The following is a 15,714-nucleotide window of genomic DNA, read 5'->3' as shown; positions in this document are numbered from 1 at the left end:
TTTACATCAAACGGGGCGTTACTCGACGGTCAGAATACGCGTGGTATTCGTTGAGCCGATGGTGCTCATGACATCGCCTTGCGTCACAATGACCAGATCGCCGGAAACCAGATAGCCTTTATCGCGCAGCAGGTTCACTGCTTCACTGGCGGCAACGACGCCGTCTGTTTCGCTGTCAAAGTGAACCGGGGTGACGCCGCGATACAAGGAAGTAAGATTCAGCGTACGTTCATGACGAGACATGGCGAAAATCGGCAGACCAGAACTGATACGTGAAGTCATCAGCGCAGTACGACCGGATTCCGTCATTGTGATGATAGCGGTGACCCCTTTCAGGTGGTTAGCGGCATACATCGCTGACATGGCAATCGCTTCTTCAACGTTATCAAACTGCACGTCAAGGCGGTGTTTAGAAACATTGATGCTCGGGATCTTCTCAGCACCCAAACAGACGCGTGCCATAGCCGCGACGGTTTCAGCCGGGTACTGACCTGCTGCAGTTTCTGCAGAGAGCATAACGGCATCGGTACCGTCGAGGACGGCGTTAGCCACGTCCATCACTTCCGCACGGGTCGGCATTGGGTTGGTGATCATCGACTCCATCATCTGCGTGGCGGTAATGACCGCACGGTTCAACTGACGTGCGCGGCGAATCAACGCTTTCTGAATACCTACCAGCTCAGGATCGCCAATTTCAACGCCCAGGTCGCCACGCGCCACCATCACCACGTCGGAGGCAAGGATGATGTCATCCATCGCATTCTGGTCGCAGACGGCTTCTGCACGTTCTACCTTGGCGACAATTTTCGCATCGCAGCCAGCGTCGCGCGCCAGACGGCGGGCATAGTTCAGATCTTCGCCGCAGCGCGGGAAGGAGACGGCCAGATAGTCAACGCTGATTTGCGCGGCGGTGACGATGTCGGCTTTGTCTTTTTCGGTCAGGGCTTCAGCAGAGAGACCGCCGCCCAGTTTGTTAATGCCCTTATTGTTGGACAGCGGGCCACCGACGGTAACTTCGGTGAAGACTTTCATGCCCTGAACTTCCAGCACTTTAAGCTGTACGCGGCCGTCGTCGAGCAGCAGGATATCGCCTGGGACGACGTCAGCAGGCAGTCCTTTATAATCAATACCGACTTTTTCTTTGTCGCCTTCGCCTTTGCCGAGGTTGGCGTCTAACAGGAACTTGTCGCCAACGTTAAGAAATACTTTACCTTCTTTAAAGGTTGATACGCGGATTTTAGGTCCCTGCAGGTCACCCAAAATAGCTACATGACGTCCCAGTTTTGCGGCAATTTCACGGACCTTATCCGCCCGCAGTTTGTGATCTTCTGGAGAGCCGTGAGAAAAGTTCATACGTACGACGTTCGCACCCGCGGCGATAATCTTTTCAAGGTTATTATCGCGGTCAGTTGCCGGGCCTAACGTGGTAACGATTTTGGTTCTGCGAAGCCTTCTGGACATGTAATACTCCGTTGACTGAAACAACTTGGTGTTGCGTGAACATTAATCCGGTCGTTCTCAAATATTAACGGTAAATGAACGACCCGGATGATAAAAGGGTAGAACATTGTTATTGCTTTTAGCGGTCATCACTCTTGATGAGTAATTCTTTATCAAAACGCGATTCCTTGAGCGCTTCCTTGACACGCTTCAAGTTATCTCTAAATTTTGCTCCACGGCGCAAAGTAAATCCTGTAGCCAGCACATCTATCACGGTCAGTTGAGCAAGTCGAGAGACCATGGGCATATAAATGTCAGTATCTTCCGGTACATCGAGAGTAATTGCCAGCGTTGCTTCACGCGCCAGTGGCGTGCCGGGAGAGGTGAGGGCGATAACCATGGCGTCATTTTCCCGCGCCAACTGCGCCAGTTCCACCAGACTTTTGGTTCTTCCGGTATGAGAAATAAGCACAATGACGTCATCGTCGCTACAATTCATGCAACTCATGCGTTGCAGAACAATATCGTCGGAATAGATTACCGGTACGTTAAACCGGAAAAATTTATTCATTGCGTCATGCGCCACTGCGGCAGAAGAACCGAGGCCAAAGAAGGCAATTTTTTTCGCCTGAGTTAATAAATCTACTGCCCGGTTTACCGCTGCGTTATCCAGAGACTGGCGGACGTGGTCGAGGCTTGCCATCGCTGACTCGAAGATTTTCCCCGTGTAAGATTCTACGCTGTCATCCTCATCCACATTGCGATTAACATATGGGGTGCCATTTGCCAGACTTTGCGCCAGATGCAGTTTAAAATCAGGGAAGCCGCGGGTATCCATGCTGCGACAGAAACGGTTCACCGTCGGTTCGCTGACATTGGCTTCCACAGCAAGTGTGGCGATGCTTGAATGGATTGCCCGCTCGGGAGAGGCAAGAATAATGTCGGCGACTTTACGCTCTGACTTGCTCAACTGTTCCAGTTTTAACTGGATTTTTTCCAGCATATTCATGATGTAGGTAGACTCATGGGTCATGGGCAAAAACGATTTCAATGATACGGAGAAATCGGGGCATAATTTCGTGTATAGATATTACCCCTGCTAATGCAGCAACGGGGCAAAATGGACAGAATAGTTGTTGTTTTTTTTCATTACATGATCGGAGTCGGGTTTTCTTACGTCTTCAGGGGTACGAAAAAAGATGACTTTTTTGTCCAATTTGCGACGACAAACGCCCATAAAGCGACTGTTCGCGGTAACAGCACGGCTGGATAAGCGTTTACGGTTTCCGGATTCACGTAAAAGCAGTACAGTGCACTGTAATAAAATTACAACCAGTGTCTGGCAAAAGCACCAGGCACTTAATTGAGGAGAATGACATGGCGGTAACGCAAACAGCCCAGGCATGTGATCTGGTCATTTTCGGCGCGAAGGGCGACCTGGCGCGGCGGAAATTGCTGCCTTCCCTGTATCAACTGGAAAAGGCCGGCCAGATTAACCCGGAAACCCGTATCATTGGGGTAGGGCGTGCCGACTGGGACAAAGCAGCCTATACCAAGGTTGTGCGTGAAGCGCTCGAAACCTTCATGAAAGAAAAAATCGACGAAGGTTTGTGGGAGACTCTCAGCGGTCGTCTGGAGTTTTGTAATCTGGACGTCAATGACACCGCCGCGTTTAGCCGTCTGGGCGAAATGCTGGATCAAAAATCACGTACCACCATTAACTATTTCGCGATGCCGCCGAGCACCTTTGGCGCGATCTGCAAAGGCCTGGGTGAAGCAAAGCTGAATGCTAAACCAGCCCGTGTTGTGATGGAAAAACCGCTGGGTACGTCGCTGGCAACATCCCGTGAAATCAACGATCAGGTCGGCGAGTATTTCGAAGAGTGTCAGGTTTATCGTATCGACCACTATCTTGGCAAAGAGACGGTCCTGAACCTGCTGGCATTGCGTTTTGCCAACTCCCTGTTTGTGAACAACTGGGATAACCGCACTATCGATCACGTAGAAATTACCGTGGCGGAAGAAGTGGGTATTGAAGGCCGCTGGGGCTATTTTGACCAGGCAGGTCAAATGCGCGACATGATTCAGAACCACCTGCTGCAGATCCTGTGCATGATTGCGATGTCTCCGCCGTCCGATCTGAGCGCCGACAGCATTCGTGATGAAAAAGTGAAGGTACTGAAATCGCTGCGCCGTATCGATCGTTCGAACGTACGTGAAAAAACGGTTCGCGGTCAGTACACCGCGGGTTTTGCCCAGGGCAAAAAAGTGCCGGGGTATCTGGAAGAAGAAGGCGCGAACAAGAGCAGCAACACGGAAACGTTTGTGGCGATCCGTGTGGATATCGATAACTGGCGCTGGGCGGGAGTTCCGTTCTACCTGCGTACCGGTAAACGTTTACCGACGAAGTGCTCTGAAGTGGTGGTTTACTTCAAAACGCCTGAGCTGAATCTGTTCAGAGAATCCTGGCAGGATCTGCCGCAGAACAAGTTGACCATCCGTTTGCAGCCTGATGAAGGTGTCGATATCCAGGTACTGAACAAAGTGCCGGGTCTGGATCACAAGCATAATCTGCAAATTACCAAGCTTGATCTGAGCTATTCCGAAACCTTCAACCAGACGCACCTTGCCGACGCCTATGAGCGCCTACTGCTCGAAACAATGCGCGGAATTCAGGCGCTGTTTGTGCGTCGTGATGAAGTTGAAGAAGCATGGAAGTGGGTCGACTCAATTACCGAAGCCTGGGCGATGGACAACGACGCGCCGAAGCCGTATCAGGCAGGGACCTGGGGCCCGGTTGCTTCTGTGGCGATGATTACCCGAGATGGTCGTTCCTGGAACGAATTCGAGTAAAATATCATCTAGCCCATAGGTGTTATTTTACCGGTAACATGATCTAACACAGATTGTAGAATAATTTTTGCACTTTTAAGCTCCGCGTGGATTCACCCGCGGGGCTTTTTTTATTACACTGCCTGAAACGATTTTGCCCCTGAGCTACGGCCAACAAGCGATTCAGCTATTTTTACCCAACTGAAACACATTGTTGATCCAACGCTCTGACAGATAAATTTTAGGAGCCTCTATGAATCCGAATTTGTTACGCGTAACACAACGTATCGTCGAACGTTCTCGTGACACACGTTCCGCCTACCTCGCCCGTATTGAACAAGCGAAATCAACTACCGTTCATCGCTCGCAACTGGCATGCGGTAACCTGGCGCATGGTTTTGCTGCGTGTCAGCCGGACGATAAGGCCTCGCTGAAAAGCATGCTGCGTAACAATATCGCGATCATTACCTCCTATAACGACATGCTTTCCGCGCATCAGCCGTATGAACACTATCCGGCCATCATTCGTAAAGCACTGCATGAAGCCAATGCAGTAGGCCAGGTTGCTGGCGGTGTACCTGCAATGTGCGACGGTGTGACCCAGGGACAGGATGGGATGGAGCTTTCGCTGCTCAGTCGTGAAGTGATTGCGATGTCTGCTGCAGTGGGCCTTTCCCACAACATGTTCGACGGCGCGTTGTTCCTCGGCGTGTGCGACAAAATTGTCCCGGGCCTGGTAATGGCTGCGCTGTCATTTGGTCATCTGCCGTCAATCTTTATTCCTTCCGGTCCGATGGCGAGCGGTCTGGCGAACAAAGAAAAAGTGCGTATCCGTCAGCTGTATGCTGAAGGTAAAGTCGATCGCATGGCGCTTCTTGAATCCGAGGCGGCGTCTTATCACGCTCCGGGTACCTGTACGTTCTACGGCACGGCGAACACTAACCAGATGGTAGTGGAGTTTATGGGTATGCAACTGCCTGGCTCCTCATTTGTACATCCTGATGCGCCGCTGCGTGAAGCGCTGACCGCGGCTGCAGCCCGTCAGGTAACACGCCTGACCGGCAATGGCAATGAATGGATGCCGATCGGTAAAATGATCGATGAAAAAGTGGTAGTGAACGGTATTGTGGCGCTGCTGGCGACCGGGGGCTCTACCAACCATACGATGCACCTGGTGGCTATGGCGCGTGCGGCCGGGATTCTGATTAACTGGGATGATTTCTCCGATCTGTCCGATATCGTGCCGCTGATGGCGCGTCTGTACCCGAATGGTCCGGCAGATATTAACCACTTCCAGGCGGCGGGTGGCGTGCCGGTGTTAATGCGTGAACTGCTCAATGCGGGTCTGCTACATGAAGATGTGAACACCGTTGCCGGATTCGGTTTATCCCGCTACACCATGGAACCGTGGCTTAACGAGGGTGAACTGGACTGGCGCGAAGGGGCAGCGAAGTCTCTGGACAGCAACGTGATCGCCACCTTTGACCAACCATTCTCCCACCACGGCGGCACCAAAGTGCTGAGCGGTAACCTCGGGCGTGCGGTGATGAAAACGTCGGCGGTACCGGTAGAAAACCAGATTATTGAAGCGCCGGCAGTCGTCTTTGAAAGTCAGCATGATGTGTTACCCGCTTTCGATGCCGGTCTGCTTGACCGGGATTGCGTGGTGGTTGTACGCCATCAGGGACCAAAAGCGAACGGAATGCCAGAATTACATAAACTCATGCCGCCACTTGGTGTATTATTGGACCGTTGTTTCAAAATTGCGTTAGTTACCGATGGACGACTTTCAGGTGCTTCAGGTAAAGTGCCTTCAGCAATCCATGTAACCCCGGAAGCCTATGATGGCGGGCTGCTGGCAAAAGTACGCGATGGCGACATCATTCGTGTGAATGGACAGACAGGTGAATTGACGCTGCTGGTGGATGAAGAGGAACTTGCCTCCCGTAAGCCACACATTCCTGATCTCAGCGCATCGCGCGTGGGTACGGGACGTGAAATGTTCAGCGCGTTGCGTGAAAAGCTGTCCGGTGCGGAGCAGGGCGCAACCTGTATCACTTTTTAAGACTTATTTTGTAATCAGGCGAGAGAAAACTCTGATGAAAAACTGGAAGACAAGTGCAGAAGCAATCCTGACCACTGGCCCGGTTGTACCGGTTATCGTGGTTAATAAACTGGAACACGCGGTGCCAATGGCAAAAGCGCTGGTTGCAGGGGGCGTGCGCGTTCTGGAAGTGACCTTACGTACCGCATGTGCGATGGATGCCATTCGCGCGATCGCAAAAGAAGTTCCGGACGCTATCGTTGGTGCGGGTACCGTACTGAATCCACAGCAGTTGGCTGAAGTCACTGAAGCGGGTGCGCAGTTTGCTATCAGCCCGGGCCTGACCGAGCCGCTGCTGAAAGCTGCAACTGAAGGCACTATTCCGCTGATCCCAGGCATTAGCACCGTTTCTGAACTGATGCTGGGTATGGACTACGGTTTGAAAGAGTTCAAATTCTTCCCGGCGGAAGCAAACGGCGGTACTAAAGCGCTGCAGGCAATTGCGGGTCCGTTCTCTCAGGTCCGTTTCTGCCCAACCGGCGGTATCTCTCCAGCGAACTACCGTGATTACCTGGCACTGAAAAGTGTGCTGTGCATCGGTGGTTCCTGGCTGGTTCCGGCAGATGCCCTGGAAGCTGGTGATTACGCACGCATTACCAAGCTGGCTCGTGAAGCAGTAGAAGGCGCGAAGCTGTAATAACGCAAAATGCCCGGTAATCATTACCGGGCCTGCGAGTCTGAAACGGGCCATCTGGCTCGTTTTTTATCCTGCGACTTTCACCTGTGCCGCCGCGTCTTTCGCGCGTGTTACTGCGTCTTCAATACTCTGCGCTGTGGCCAGCACAACGCCCATACGACGGCTCCCGTCGATGTCTGGCTTGCCGAAGAATCTGACTTGCATACCTGTGCCCACAGCGGCCTGTACGTTATCAAACGTGACATTCTGGCTGGTAAGCTGCGGCAGAATAACGGCGGAAGCAGAAGGCCCATACTGACGGATTGCGCCAACCGGCAGACCGAGAAATGCGCGTACATGCAGGGCAAACTCAGACAGATCCTGCGAAATCAAGGTCACCATACCCGTGTCGTGAGGGCGAGGGGAAACTTCGCTGAAAATGACCTCATCACCGCAGACAAATAGCTCTACCCCAAACAGACCGTGGCCGCCCAGCGCCAGCACCACCTTACGGGCAATCTCCTGCGCTCGAGCCAGCGCCAGGTCACTCATCTGCTGCGGCTGCCAGGATTCGCGATAATCGCCATCTTCCTGACGATGTCCTACCGGTGCGCAGAAATGTACGCCATCAACGGCGCTGACGGTAAGCAGGGTGATTTCAAAATCAAAATTCACTACGCCTTCGACGATAACGCGTCCGGCACCTGCTCGGCCGCCTTGTTGAGCATAATTCCAGGCTTCAGTGAGTCGATCGGCGGAACGAATAAAGCTCTGTCCCTTACCGGAGGAACTCATTACCGGCTTCACGATGCAGGGATAGCCGATTTCGGCGACGGCCTCGCGAAAGCGGGCTTCGCTGTCAGCAAAGCGGTAAGAAGAGGTCGGTAGAGATAATTCTTCGGCGGCGAGACGACGGATTCCTTCGCGGTTCATGGTCAACTGCGTCGCCCGGGCGCACGGCACGATGTTTTGACCGTCCTGTTCCAGTTTTACCAGCATATCCGTGGCAATCGCCTCTATTTCCGGCACGATATAATGTGGTTTTTCACGCTCGACGAGCTGGCGTAAAGCATCGCCATCCAGCATGTTGATTACGTATGAGCGATGGGCAACGTGCATGGCTGGCGCGTCGGGGTAACGATCCACGGCAATGACTTCCACACCCAGGCGTTGGCATTCAATCGCCACCTCTTTACCCAGTTCACCTGAACCTAATAACATCACTCGCGTTGCTGCGGGACGCAGCGCTGTGCCTAATAACGTCATAAATTAATCCCCTGTTTTATCTGGGCGCAGTATATACGAAAACGTTTGCGTCTGTCTTTATTACCAGGTTGATTTCAAGGCGCAAAAAGAATTTACTGTACATAAATACAGGTAATTTAAGAGGCTGCAAAAATGGCGGTTGAAGTTAAATACGTAGTCATTCGGGAAGGTGAGGAAAAAATGTCGTTTACCAGCAAAAAGGAAGCCGATGCGTATGACAAAATGCTTGATACAGCAGATTTGCTCGACACATGGCTGGAGCAATCGCCGGTAGCGCTGGAAGACGAGCAGCGCGAAGCGCTTTCCCTGTGGCTGGCTGAGCAGAAAGATGTGCTGAGCGCCATTCTGAAAAACGGCAAGCTGCCCTCTCCGCAGGCGGTCGAAAACGATGCGCACGCTGAGGATGATACTCAGGCTGCCTGAAACGACTTGCGCTCCTGACGTTTTGTACCATGCTTTTCCCTGAATCATTGTGCAATCCCTGACGTCTTTTCACGTTGCAACAGGCAACCTGAAGGACGAAGGGGAGATTAAGGAGAAAAGAATGTATAAAAAAAGAGCGTTGTTGAGCCTGCTGTTGTTATCTGCCAGCGTATCTGTATTTGCGGCAAATATGGAAAGCAAGAAAGTTCAGTTCCCCAAGTGCGAAGGACTGAATGCTGACGGTATCGCGGCGAGCGTGAAACGTGATTATCAGCAAAATCGCATTGCGCGCTGGGCTGACGATCAAAAACGCGTCGGGCAAGCCGATCCTGTCGCCTGGGTCAACACGCCCGATATTACGGGCAAAGATGGGAAATGGTCAGTTCCCCTCACGGTTCGCGGTAAAAGCGCGGATATTCACTACCAGGTAAAAGTCGACTGCAAAGCCGGAACGGCGGAGTATCAGTCGCAGTAACGAAGGTAGAATGTATTTGCACTTCTTTTGATGACCTGAACACTTCCTGACATCCCCTCGGGTACGCTTTGATGATTATTCGTCTGTACTTGAGGGGCAACATGGCTAACTGGCTGAATCAACTTCAATCTCTTCTTGGGCAAAAAGGATCTTCCGCGTCATCTTCTGGTGAGCAAGGGCTGAGTAAACTTCTGGTTCCCGGCGCGTTAGGCGGTCTGGCAGGATTACTGGTTGCCAACAAATCTTCACGTAAGTTACTGAGTAAATACGGCACCAGCGCGCTTCTGGTGGGCGGCGGTGCGGTTGCCGGTACCGTGTTATGGAACAAATACAAAGATAAGGTTCGCGCGGCGCATCAGGGTGAACCGCAGTTCGGTGCACAAAGCTCGCCGCTGGATGAGCGAACCGAACGACTGATCCTGGCGCTGGTTTTTGCGGCGAAAAGCGATGGTCATATTGATGCCAAAGAACGTACCGCCATTGAGCAGCAGCTCCGTGAAGCAGGCGTGGAAGAGCAGGGCCGTGTTCTGATCGAACGCGCCATTGAACAACCGTTAGATCCTCAGCGCCTGGCACAAGGGATCCGCAACGAAGAAGAGGCGCTGGAAATTTACTTCCTGAGCTGTGCGGCGATTGATATCGACCACTTTATGGAGCGTAGCTATCTGAACGCGCTGGGCGATGCGTTGAAGATCCCGCAGGATGTTCGTGAAGGCATTGAACAGGATCTCAAGGAACAAAAACAGGCTTTACCGGGTTAATTACTTACCGTTAAGGCGCATGTTTCGCTTGCATCATTGCTGTCTTTTGCCACCCTTATAGGATGTTTAAGCAAAAGAACAATGACATGCTACCAAAAGCTTCTCGTATTCCCCACGCCATGACGAATCATGGCGATACCCGCGTTGATAATTATTACTGGCTGCGAGATGACACCCGCTCGCAGCCAGAAGTGCTGGATTATCTGCAACAAGAAAATGCGTATGGCCGCCAGATTATGGCCTCGCAGCAGGCATTGCAGGATCGCGTCCTGAAAGAGATTATCGACCGTATCCCGCCTCAGGATGCTTCCGCCCCCTATGTGAAGAATGGTTATCGCTACCGGCATATTTATGAACCGGGATGCGAATATGCCATTTATCAGCGTCAGTCTGCCTTCAGTGAAGAGTGGGATGAATGGGACACCTTGCTGGATGGTAACCAGCGCGCGGCCCACAGTGAGTTTTATACGCTGGGGGGACTGGCGATATCTCCGGATAACACCATCATGGCGTTGGCCGAAGATTATCTCTCTCGTCGGCAATATGGCGTGCGTTTTCGCAATCTGCAAAGCGGTAACTGGTATCCGGAAGTGCTGGAAAACGTTGAAGCGGATCTGGTCTGGGCGAATGACTCGCAAACCTTCTATTACGTGCGCAAACACGCAACGACGCTGCTCCCGTATCAAGTGTGGCGGCATACCGTCGGCTCGCCGTCATCACTGGATGAGCTAGTGTATGAAGAAGCCGATGACATGTTTTATGTCAGTCTGCATAAAACGACCTCGTTACATTATGTGGTTATTCATATCGCCAGCGCGACCACCAGTGAGGTTTTGCTGCTTGACGCAGAACTGGCGGATGCCGAGCCGTTAGTCTTTTTAGCGCGACGCAAAGATCACGAGTACAGTCTCGATCACTATCAGCATACGTTTTATCTGCGTTCCAATCGTCAGGGTAAAAATTTCGGCCTGTACCGTACCCGTGTGCGTGATGAACAAGCCTGGGAGACGCTGATCCCGCCGCGCGACAGCGTCATGTTGGAGGGCTTTACGCTGTTCACAGACTGGCTGGTGGTGGAAGAGCGTCAGCGGGGCTTAACCAGCCTGCGACAGATTAATCGTAAAACGCGCGAAGTGGTCGGTATCGCTTTTGATGATCCGGCGTATGTGACATGGCTTGCCTATAATCCAGAGCCGGAGACATCGCGTCTGCGTTATGGCTATTCCTCCATGACCACACCGGACACGCTGTTTGAACTGGATATGGACACCGGAGAGCGTCGCGTACTCAAACAGACGGAAGTCCCAGGGTTTGATGCGGCGAACTACCGTAGCGAACACGTCTGGATCACCGCGCGTGATGGCACCGAGGTTCCGGTTTCGCTGGTTTACCATCAAAAGTATTTCCTGAAAGGGAAAAATCCGTTACTGGTCTACGGCTATGGCTCGTATGGCGCCAGCATGGACGCCGATTTCAGCAGCAGCCGCTTGAGCTTACTGGATCGCGGCTTTGTTTATGCCATTGCTCATGTGCGTGGCGGCGGTGAGTTAGGACAGCAGTGGTACGAAGACGGTAAGTTTCTGCTCAAGAAAAATACCTTCAATGACTACCTCGACGTCTGCGACGCGCTGCTAAAAATGGGTTATGGCGCGCCTTCGCTGTGTTATGGCATGGGGGGGAGCGCCGGAGGAATGTTAATGGGTGTTGCCATTAATGAGCGCCCGGAACTCTTCCATGGCGTCATTGCGCAAGTGCCTTTTGTCGATGTGGTGACCACGATGCTGGATGAGTCCATTCCCCTGACGACCGGTGAGTTTGAAGAGTGGGGGAATCCGCAGGACGAAGAGTATTACACCTACATGAAAAGCTACAGCCCGTATGACAATGTTACAGCGCAAGATTATCCTCATCTGCTGGTTACGACGGGATTACACGACTCCCAGGTGCAATACTGGGAACCGGCAAAATGGGTGGCAAAACTGCGCGAGCTGAAAACGGACGATCGTCTGCTGTTACTCTGCACGGATATGGATTCCGGGCATGGCGGAAAATCCGGGCGTTTTAAATCATACGAAGGCGTGGCCCTGGAATACGCGTTTTTGATCGGACTGGCGCAGGGGACACTGCCTGGGCAGGCATCTGCTCAGGCGTTATCCAGATAGTGCTTTAGCGTTAAGCGCAGCTCCGGGCTCATACTGTCGAGGTTATTAAATAACCAGCGCAGATAGCCCGGATCGCGTTCAGCCACTTCTGATACAGGTTTTCCGCGGTACTTGCCGAAAGTGAAAGTAGTGAGTAACGCAGGACGGCCGGTAATATCGACCATCTGTTCTGCTGACCAGCCTGACGTTTGTATGATGTCGATCAGCAGTGCCGCGGTGATGTAGCAGTCGTACAGGGCACGGTGATGATGCAGGCCAGCTGGCGTCTGCACGCTCAGTTTGCGCGATTTATACAGCGCCATGTTGCTGTATTTGATTCCTGGCCACAAACGACGGGAGAGTTTCATGGTGCAAATCCACTCCCCGGGCATGTCGGGTAATACGCGGCGATCAAAACTTGCATTGTGCGCCACGTACCATTCACTGCCGTAATATTGGGGGATGATATCTTCAATCCACGGCTTATCGGCCACCATCGCTTCCGTAATGCGATGAATTGCCATCGCCTGAGGGCTGATGGGGCGGTCAGGACGCACCAGGTGGCTCATGGGATTGACTATTTTTCCGTCAATCACATCGACAGAAGCAATCTCAACAATGCCTCCCTGCAGACCACAGGTTTCTGTATCTATTATGCGCAACATGCCATGCTCCTGACCCAAAACGATTAGCGTAAAGGAATGATATCACCTTGCCAACCCCGTGGCGTGCGTTGACCGGTTAAGAGTAAGGAACCGCTGTCTGCGCGAACAATCAATCGACCTTGCTCATCCCATAACGCGCTGCTGCCACGCGCATTGGCCATTAATACCGCGATGGCAAATTTATGCGAGAAACTCTGTAGACGAGATGTGGAGGAGAGCAATTCGGGCTCACTGACAGACTGACTGCTGGTGAATAGCGAGTACGCTGGGTCGATATCGATACCTTCCGGCTGGCTATTCACAACGCTGATGGCATTTTGCTGTCTGGCGATACAGGCCCCGTGGCTCTGATGAAACGTTAAGGGGGAGGTCATCCAGGGAGAGAAAAGCGCGATACCTTTTACGAACCGATTGTTATGTTCTACCGATAGCCCCGCAATAATCGTCATGCGATAAGTCACGGCTGCATGCGCGAGAGGTTCTAACAACGCTTCATCGGGTGGGGCAGGGAGCGCGTCATTCTCATCAATACAACCCAACAGGGAAAGGGAGGGGAAAACCAGCAATTCACATTGGCATTGAGCGGCTGCCTGAATGAATTGCAGGTGATGCGCGACATGTTCGGTAACTGAGGTTTGAAGAGGTTCGTACTGTGCTGCTGCGATTTTCCAGTGTGACATAATGATTTCCTTTTCATAGTGTCTACAACCATCTTTAAAGTATAGATTAAGAATATACTTATACTGTAGCAGGCATCATGTAAGGAATCGTAACGTAATATAAGTTTTATTTAACTTTAGGCTCGTAGGGTAAACGTGAAAGGGAAACGGATGCCAGACGGTGCGCGATCAGTCTTTCCCGAAACCAGTCGCGTAAATGTTCGGGCTGTTCACGCTCAACGACTTCGGCAACAACCGGCATGTTGTATCGCTCCTTAAATGCGACACCCGCCGCGGCCAGGTCAACATTGACCTTATCCATTTCAGCTTGCTCAAGTTTGGCCAGATTGATGTTCATGGGCTTCTCCTTTTCTCTGTCTTTCGGCGCGCAAAGTTACTAAGAGTGTGCATTAATGGCAAGACCGAAATGATGATTCTCGACTCGATCATTGTAGAAGGTTATTCTCTATAGATTAGAAATAACAAAAAGGAATAGTTGAAATGGCTTCATCTGCATCTATGCTTCGTAACGCTCTCATCGTACTCGCCAGCGTTCTGGCAACTCCCGCCGCTCTGGCTCATGCTCACCTGACAAAACAAAGCCCGGCGGCTAATGCCGATGTTGCGGTATCTCCTCAGGCGTTGACGCTGAATTTCTCTGAAGGTGTCGAGCCGGGATTCAGCGGCGCAACGCTGACAGGCCCAAACAAAGAACAGATCAAAACGGGCAAGGCATCACGCAGTGAACAGGACAAAACACAACTGATTATTCCGCTTGCTCAAACGCTTGAGGCCGGAAAATATACTGTCGACTGGCACGTCGTCTCCGTGGATGGCCATAAGACAAAGGGGCAATATACCTTTAGCGTGAAATAACCAATGCTGGAATTTACCTGGGTTGCACTACGGTTTATCCATTTTACCACGTTGATGCTGGTGTTTGGCTGTGCGCTCTACGGCGCATGGCTGGCTCCCGTTTCGGTTCGTCGTTTAATGATGCGTCGTTTTTTGCGTCTGCAACGACATGCCGCAGCGTGGAGCTTCATTAGCGCGACGCTGATGCTGGCGATCCAGGGGGGGTTAATGGGCTCAGGCTGGCGGGATGTTATCTCTGGTGACGTATGGGGCGCCGTGTTGCAAACGCAGTTTGGCGGCGTCTGGTTATGGCAGATTATCCTCGCGCTGGTCACGCTGGTGGTGGTAATTATAGTACCGCGCAGCATGCCGCGACTGCTGTTAATGCTGACGATTGCGCAGTTTATTTTGCTGGCTGGCGTCGGACACGCGACGCTGCATAGCGGTATCGCAGGGGCAATCCAGCAGGTTAACCACGCCTTGCATTTGGTATGCGCTGCCGCCTGGTTCGGTGGTTTGCTGCCCGTACTTTACTGTATGCAAATGGCGCAAGGCCGCTGGCGGGAACAGGCCATCAATACTATGATGCGTTTCTCCCGCTACGGGCATCTTTTCGTTATCGGAGTTTTACTTACCGGTATCATGAATGCGCTGTTTATTGTTGGTTTTTCTGTTCCCTGGCACATGGCTTACGGGCAACTGCTTTTGTTAAAAGGTGCTCTGGTGATGCTAATGGTGGCGATTGCGCTGGTGAATCGGTATGTTCTGGTACCACGCATGCGGCAGGATAACCGCAGTATGACACTCTATTTTGTTTGGATGACTAAGCTGGAATGGGGAATTGGGGCCGTTGTGCTGGCGATTGTCAGCCTGTTTGCAACCCTTGAACCTTTCTGATTGATGGATTGGCAAAACGCATGAAAAAAATCATTATCTCGTTATTACTACTGGCAAGTTCAGGGGCCGCGCTGGCTGCGCCACAGGTCATCACCGTCAGCCGTTTTGAGGTTGGCAAAGATAAGTGGGCGTTTAATCGGGAAGAGGTGATGCTGACCTGCCGTCCGGGTAACGCGCTGTATGTCATCAATCCCAGTACGCTGGTGCAATACCCATTGAATGATGTTGCCAGACAGCAGGTAGAGAGTGGGAAAACTACGGCGAAGCCGATCGAGATTATCCAGATTGACGACCCGGCGAAACCGGGTGAAAAAATGAGCCTCGCACCGTTTGTGGAGCGTGCAGAAAAGCTCTGCTAATTGTCAGATGTAGCGTTCTGATTTCCAATAAAAAACCGCAAGGCTCTCTCAGGAGAACTTGCGGTTTTTACGTTTGGATGTGTGACAATCGTCCTTTTTTTCAGGCCACTTTAGTCGCGGACTGGAAAACCTGGCGCTGTCATCTATTCTTAAATGGCAGGGTAACTTAGCCTGCATTAATGCCAACTTTTAGCGCACGGCTCTCTCCCAAGAGCCATTTC

At 52.0% G+C, this 15,714-nt stretch carries 16 protein-coding genes; 10 read left to right on the top strand and 6 right to left on the bottom strand.

The features are described from left to right. Positions 1-18: 18 nt before the first annotated feature. Together pyk and HV311_RS14550 are read right to left on the bottom strand one after the other, a co-directional pair. Positions 19-1,461 (bottom strand): pyruvate kinase, encoded by a 1,443-nt coding sequence (gene pyk / locus HV311_RS14555; protein WP_016152765.1) that lies wholly within the window; start codon positions 1,459-1,461, stop codon positions 19-21. 118 nt (positions 1,462-1,579) lie between these two features. After that, positions 1,580-2,449 (bottom strand): MurR/RpiR family transcriptional regulator, encoded by an 870-nt coding sequence (locus HV311_RS14550; RefSeq protein WP_019076523.1) that lies wholly within the window; start codon positions 2,447-2,449, stop codon positions 1,580-1,582. Between the two features lie 368 nt (positions 2,450-2,817). Between HV311_RS14550 and zwf the strand changes: the two genes are divergently transcribed. The 3 genes from zwf (at position 2,818) to kdgA (ending at position 7,013) form a co-directional block, all read left to right on the top strand. After that, on the top strand, positions 2,818-4,293 hold the full coding sequence (zwf, locus tag HV311_RS14545; RefSeq protein ID WP_003034896.1) for a glucose-6-phosphate dehydrogenase: 1,476 nt from the start codon (positions 2,818-2,820) through the stop codon (positions 4,291-4,293). A gap of 232 nt (positions 4,294-4,525) precedes the next feature. Further along, positions 4,526-6,337, top strand: a complete 1,812-nt coding sequence (gene edd, locus HV311_RS14540) for a phosphogluconate dehydratase (protein ID WP_191220119.1) — start codon at positions 4,526-4,528, stop codon at positions 6,335-6,337. A gap of 34 nt (positions 6,338-6,371) precedes the next feature. After that, positions 6,372-7,013, top strand: a complete 642-nt coding sequence (gene kdgA, locus HV311_RS14535; RefSeq protein WP_016152768.1) for a bifunctional 4-hydroxy-2-oxoglutarate aldolase/2-dehydro-3-deoxy-phosphogluconate aldolase — start codon at positions 6,372-6,374, stop codon at positions 7,011-7,013. Between the two features lie 66 nt (positions 7,014-7,079). On the opposite strand, the gene purT is transcribed toward kdgA, so the two are convergent. Continuing rightward, on the bottom strand, positions 7,080-8,258 hold the full coding sequence (purT, locus tag HV311_RS14530) for a formate-dependent phosphoribosylglycinamide formyltransferase (RefSeq protein WP_046276424.1): 1,179 nt from the start codon (positions 8,256-8,258) through the stop codon (positions 7,080-7,082). Positions 8,259-8,390: 132 nt separating this feature from the next. Between purT and yebG the strand changes: the two genes are divergently transcribed. The 4 genes from yebG to ptrB all read left to right on the top strand — a co-directional run bounded on the left by yebG (position 8,391) and on the right by ptrB (position 12,079). Next, on the top strand, positions 8,391-8,681 hold the full coding sequence (yebG, locus tag HV311_RS14525) for a DNA damage-inducible protein YebG (RefSeq protein ID WP_003833810.1): 291 nt from the start codon (positions 8,391-8,393) through the stop codon (positions 8,679-8,681). A 121-nt stretch (positions 8,682-8,802) separates the two neighbouring features. Continuing rightward, positions 8,803-9,156 carry a protein YebF gene (gene yebF / locus HV311_RS14520; protein ID WP_016152770.1) on the top strand — a complete coding sequence of 118 codons (354 nt, stop codon included), beginning with the start codon at positions 8,803-8,805 and terminating at the stop codon, positions 9,154-9,156. Between the two features lie 101 nt (positions 9,157-9,257). Beyond that, the gene (locus HV311_RS14515) at positions 9,258-9,917 is read left to right on the top strand and encodes a tellurite resistance TerB family protein (protein ID WP_016156220.1); all 660 of its coding nucleotides are present in this window, start codon (positions 9,258-9,260) and stop codon (positions 9,915-9,917) included. 86 nt (positions 9,918-10,003) lie between these two features. After that, on the top strand, positions 10,004-12,079 hold the full coding sequence (gene ptrB / locus HV311_RS14510) for an oligopeptidase B (protein WP_181012487.1): 2,076 nt from the start codon (positions 10,004-10,006) through the stop codon (positions 12,077-12,079). Here the strand turns inward: ptrB and exoX are convergent. The 3 genes from exoX to HV311_RS14495 form a co-directional block, all read right to left on the bottom strand. After that, entirely contained in the window at positions 12,061-12,723 is a 663-nt protein-coding gene (exoX, locus tag HV311_RS14505; RefSeq protein WP_191220118.1) for an exodeoxyribonuclease X, read from the bottom strand. The two genes, ptrB and exoX, sit on opposite strands and share 19 nt — an antisense overlap. Positions 12,724-12,746: 23 nt before the next feature. Then, a complete protein-coding gene (locus HV311_RS14500; RefSeq protein WP_191220117.1) occupies positions 12,747-13,403 on the bottom strand; it encodes a nitrilase-related carbon-nitrogen hydrolase in 657 nt (218 codons plus the stop codon). A gap of 106 nt (positions 13,404-13,509) precedes the next feature. After that, the gene (locus tag HV311_RS14495) at positions 13,510-13,740 is read right to left on the bottom strand and encodes a DNA polymerase III subunit theta (protein ID WP_003034925.1); all 231 of its coding nucleotides are present in this window, start codon (positions 13,738-13,740) and stop codon (positions 13,510-13,512) included. A 143-nt stretch (positions 13,741-13,883) separates the two neighbouring features. Here HV311_RS14495 and yobA point away from each other — a divergent pair, with 143 nt between their 5' ends. Genes yobA through HV311_RS14480 form a run of 3 tightly spaced genes read left to right on the top strand, consistent with a single transcriptional unit; the run spans position 13,884 to position 15,493 of the window. Then, on the top strand, positions 13,884-14,258 hold the full coding sequence (yobA, locus tag HV311_RS14490) for a CopC domain-containing protein YobA (RefSeq protein ID WP_046276426.1): 375 nt from the start codon (positions 13,884-13,886) through the stop codon (positions 14,256-14,258). A gap of 3 nt (positions 14,259-14,261) precedes the next feature. Further along, on the top strand, positions 14,262-15,134 hold the full coding sequence (gene copD / locus HV311_RS14485) for a copper homeostasis membrane protein CopD (RefSeq protein WP_191220116.1): 873 nt from the start codon (positions 14,262-14,264) through the stop codon (positions 15,132-15,134). A gap of 20 nt (positions 15,135-15,154) precedes the next feature. After that, entirely contained in the window at positions 15,155-15,493 is a 339-nt protein-coding gene (locus HV311_RS14480; RefSeq protein WP_003833793.1) for a YebY family protein, read from the top strand. The last annotated feature ends 221 nt before the right edge of the window (positions 15,494-15,714 follow it).

The organism is Citrobacter sp. RHBSTW-00881 (assembly GCF_013728515.1).
Lineage (GTDB): Bacteria > Pseudomonadota > Gammaproteobacteria > Enterobacterales > Enterobacteriaceae > Citrobacter > Citrobacter braakii.
Note: the sequence above shows the minus strand (reverse complement) of the source record. Positions and strands in the feature narration are given on the sequence as shown.

Coding starts and splice junctions, on each gene's coding strand:
- ptrB (WP_181012487.1), top strand. CDS start 10,004: ATGCTACCAAAAGCTTCTCGTATTCCCCACGCCATGACGAATCATGGC.
- HV311_RS14480 (WP_003833793.1), top strand. CDS start 15,155: ATGAAAAAAATCATTATCTCGTTATTACTACTGGCAAGTTCAGGGGCC.
- yebG (WP_003833810.1), top strand. CDS start 8,391: ATGGCGGTTGAAGTTAAATACGTAGTCATTCGGGAAGGTGAGGAAAAA.
- HV311_RS14500 (WP_191220117.1), bottom strand. CDS start 13,403: ATGTCACACTGGAAAATCGCAGCAGCACAGTACGAACCTCTTCAAACC.
- kdgA (WP_016152768.1), top strand. CDS start 6,372: ATGAAAAACTGGAAGACAAGTGCAGAAGCAATCCTGACCACTGGCCCG.
- exoX (WP_191220118.1), bottom strand. CDS start 12,723: ATGTTGCGCATAATAGATACAGAAACCTGTGGTCTGCAGGGAGGCATT.
- edd (WP_191220119.1), top strand. CDS start 4,526: ATGAATCCGAATTTGTTACGCGTAACACAACGTATCGTCGAACGTTCT.
- HV311_RS14495 (WP_003034925.1), bottom strand. CDS start 13,740: ATGAACATCAATCTGGCCAAACTTGAGCAAGCTGAAATGGATAAGGTC.
- yebF (WP_016152770.1), top strand. CDS start 8,803: ATGTATAAAAAAAGAGCGTTGTTGAGCCTGCTGTTGTTATCTGCCAGC.
- yobA (WP_046276426.1), top strand. CDS start 13,884: ATGGCTTCATCTGCATCTATGCTTCGTAACGCTCTCATCGTACTCGCC.
- copD (WP_191220116.1), top strand. CDS start 14,262: ATGCTGGAATTTACCTGGGTTGCACTACGGTTTATCCATTTTACCACG.
- zwf (WP_003034896.1), top strand. CDS start 2,818: ATGGCGGTAACGCAAACAGCCCAGGCATGTGATCTGGTCATTTTCGGC.
- purT (WP_046276424.1), bottom strand. CDS start 8,258: ATGACGTTATTAGGCACAGCGCTGCGTCCCGCAGCAACGCGAGTGATG.
- HV311_RS14515 (WP_016156220.1), top strand. CDS start 9,258: ATGGCTAACTGGCTGAATCAACTTCAATCTCTTCTTGGGCAAAAAGGA.
- pyk (WP_016152765.1), bottom strand. CDS start 1,461: ATGTCCAGAAGGCTTCGCAGAACCAAAATCGTTACCACGTTAGGCCCG.
- HV311_RS14550 (WP_019076523.1), bottom strand. CDS start 2,449: ATGAATATGCTGGAAAAAATCCAGTTAAAACTGGAACAGTTGAGCAAG.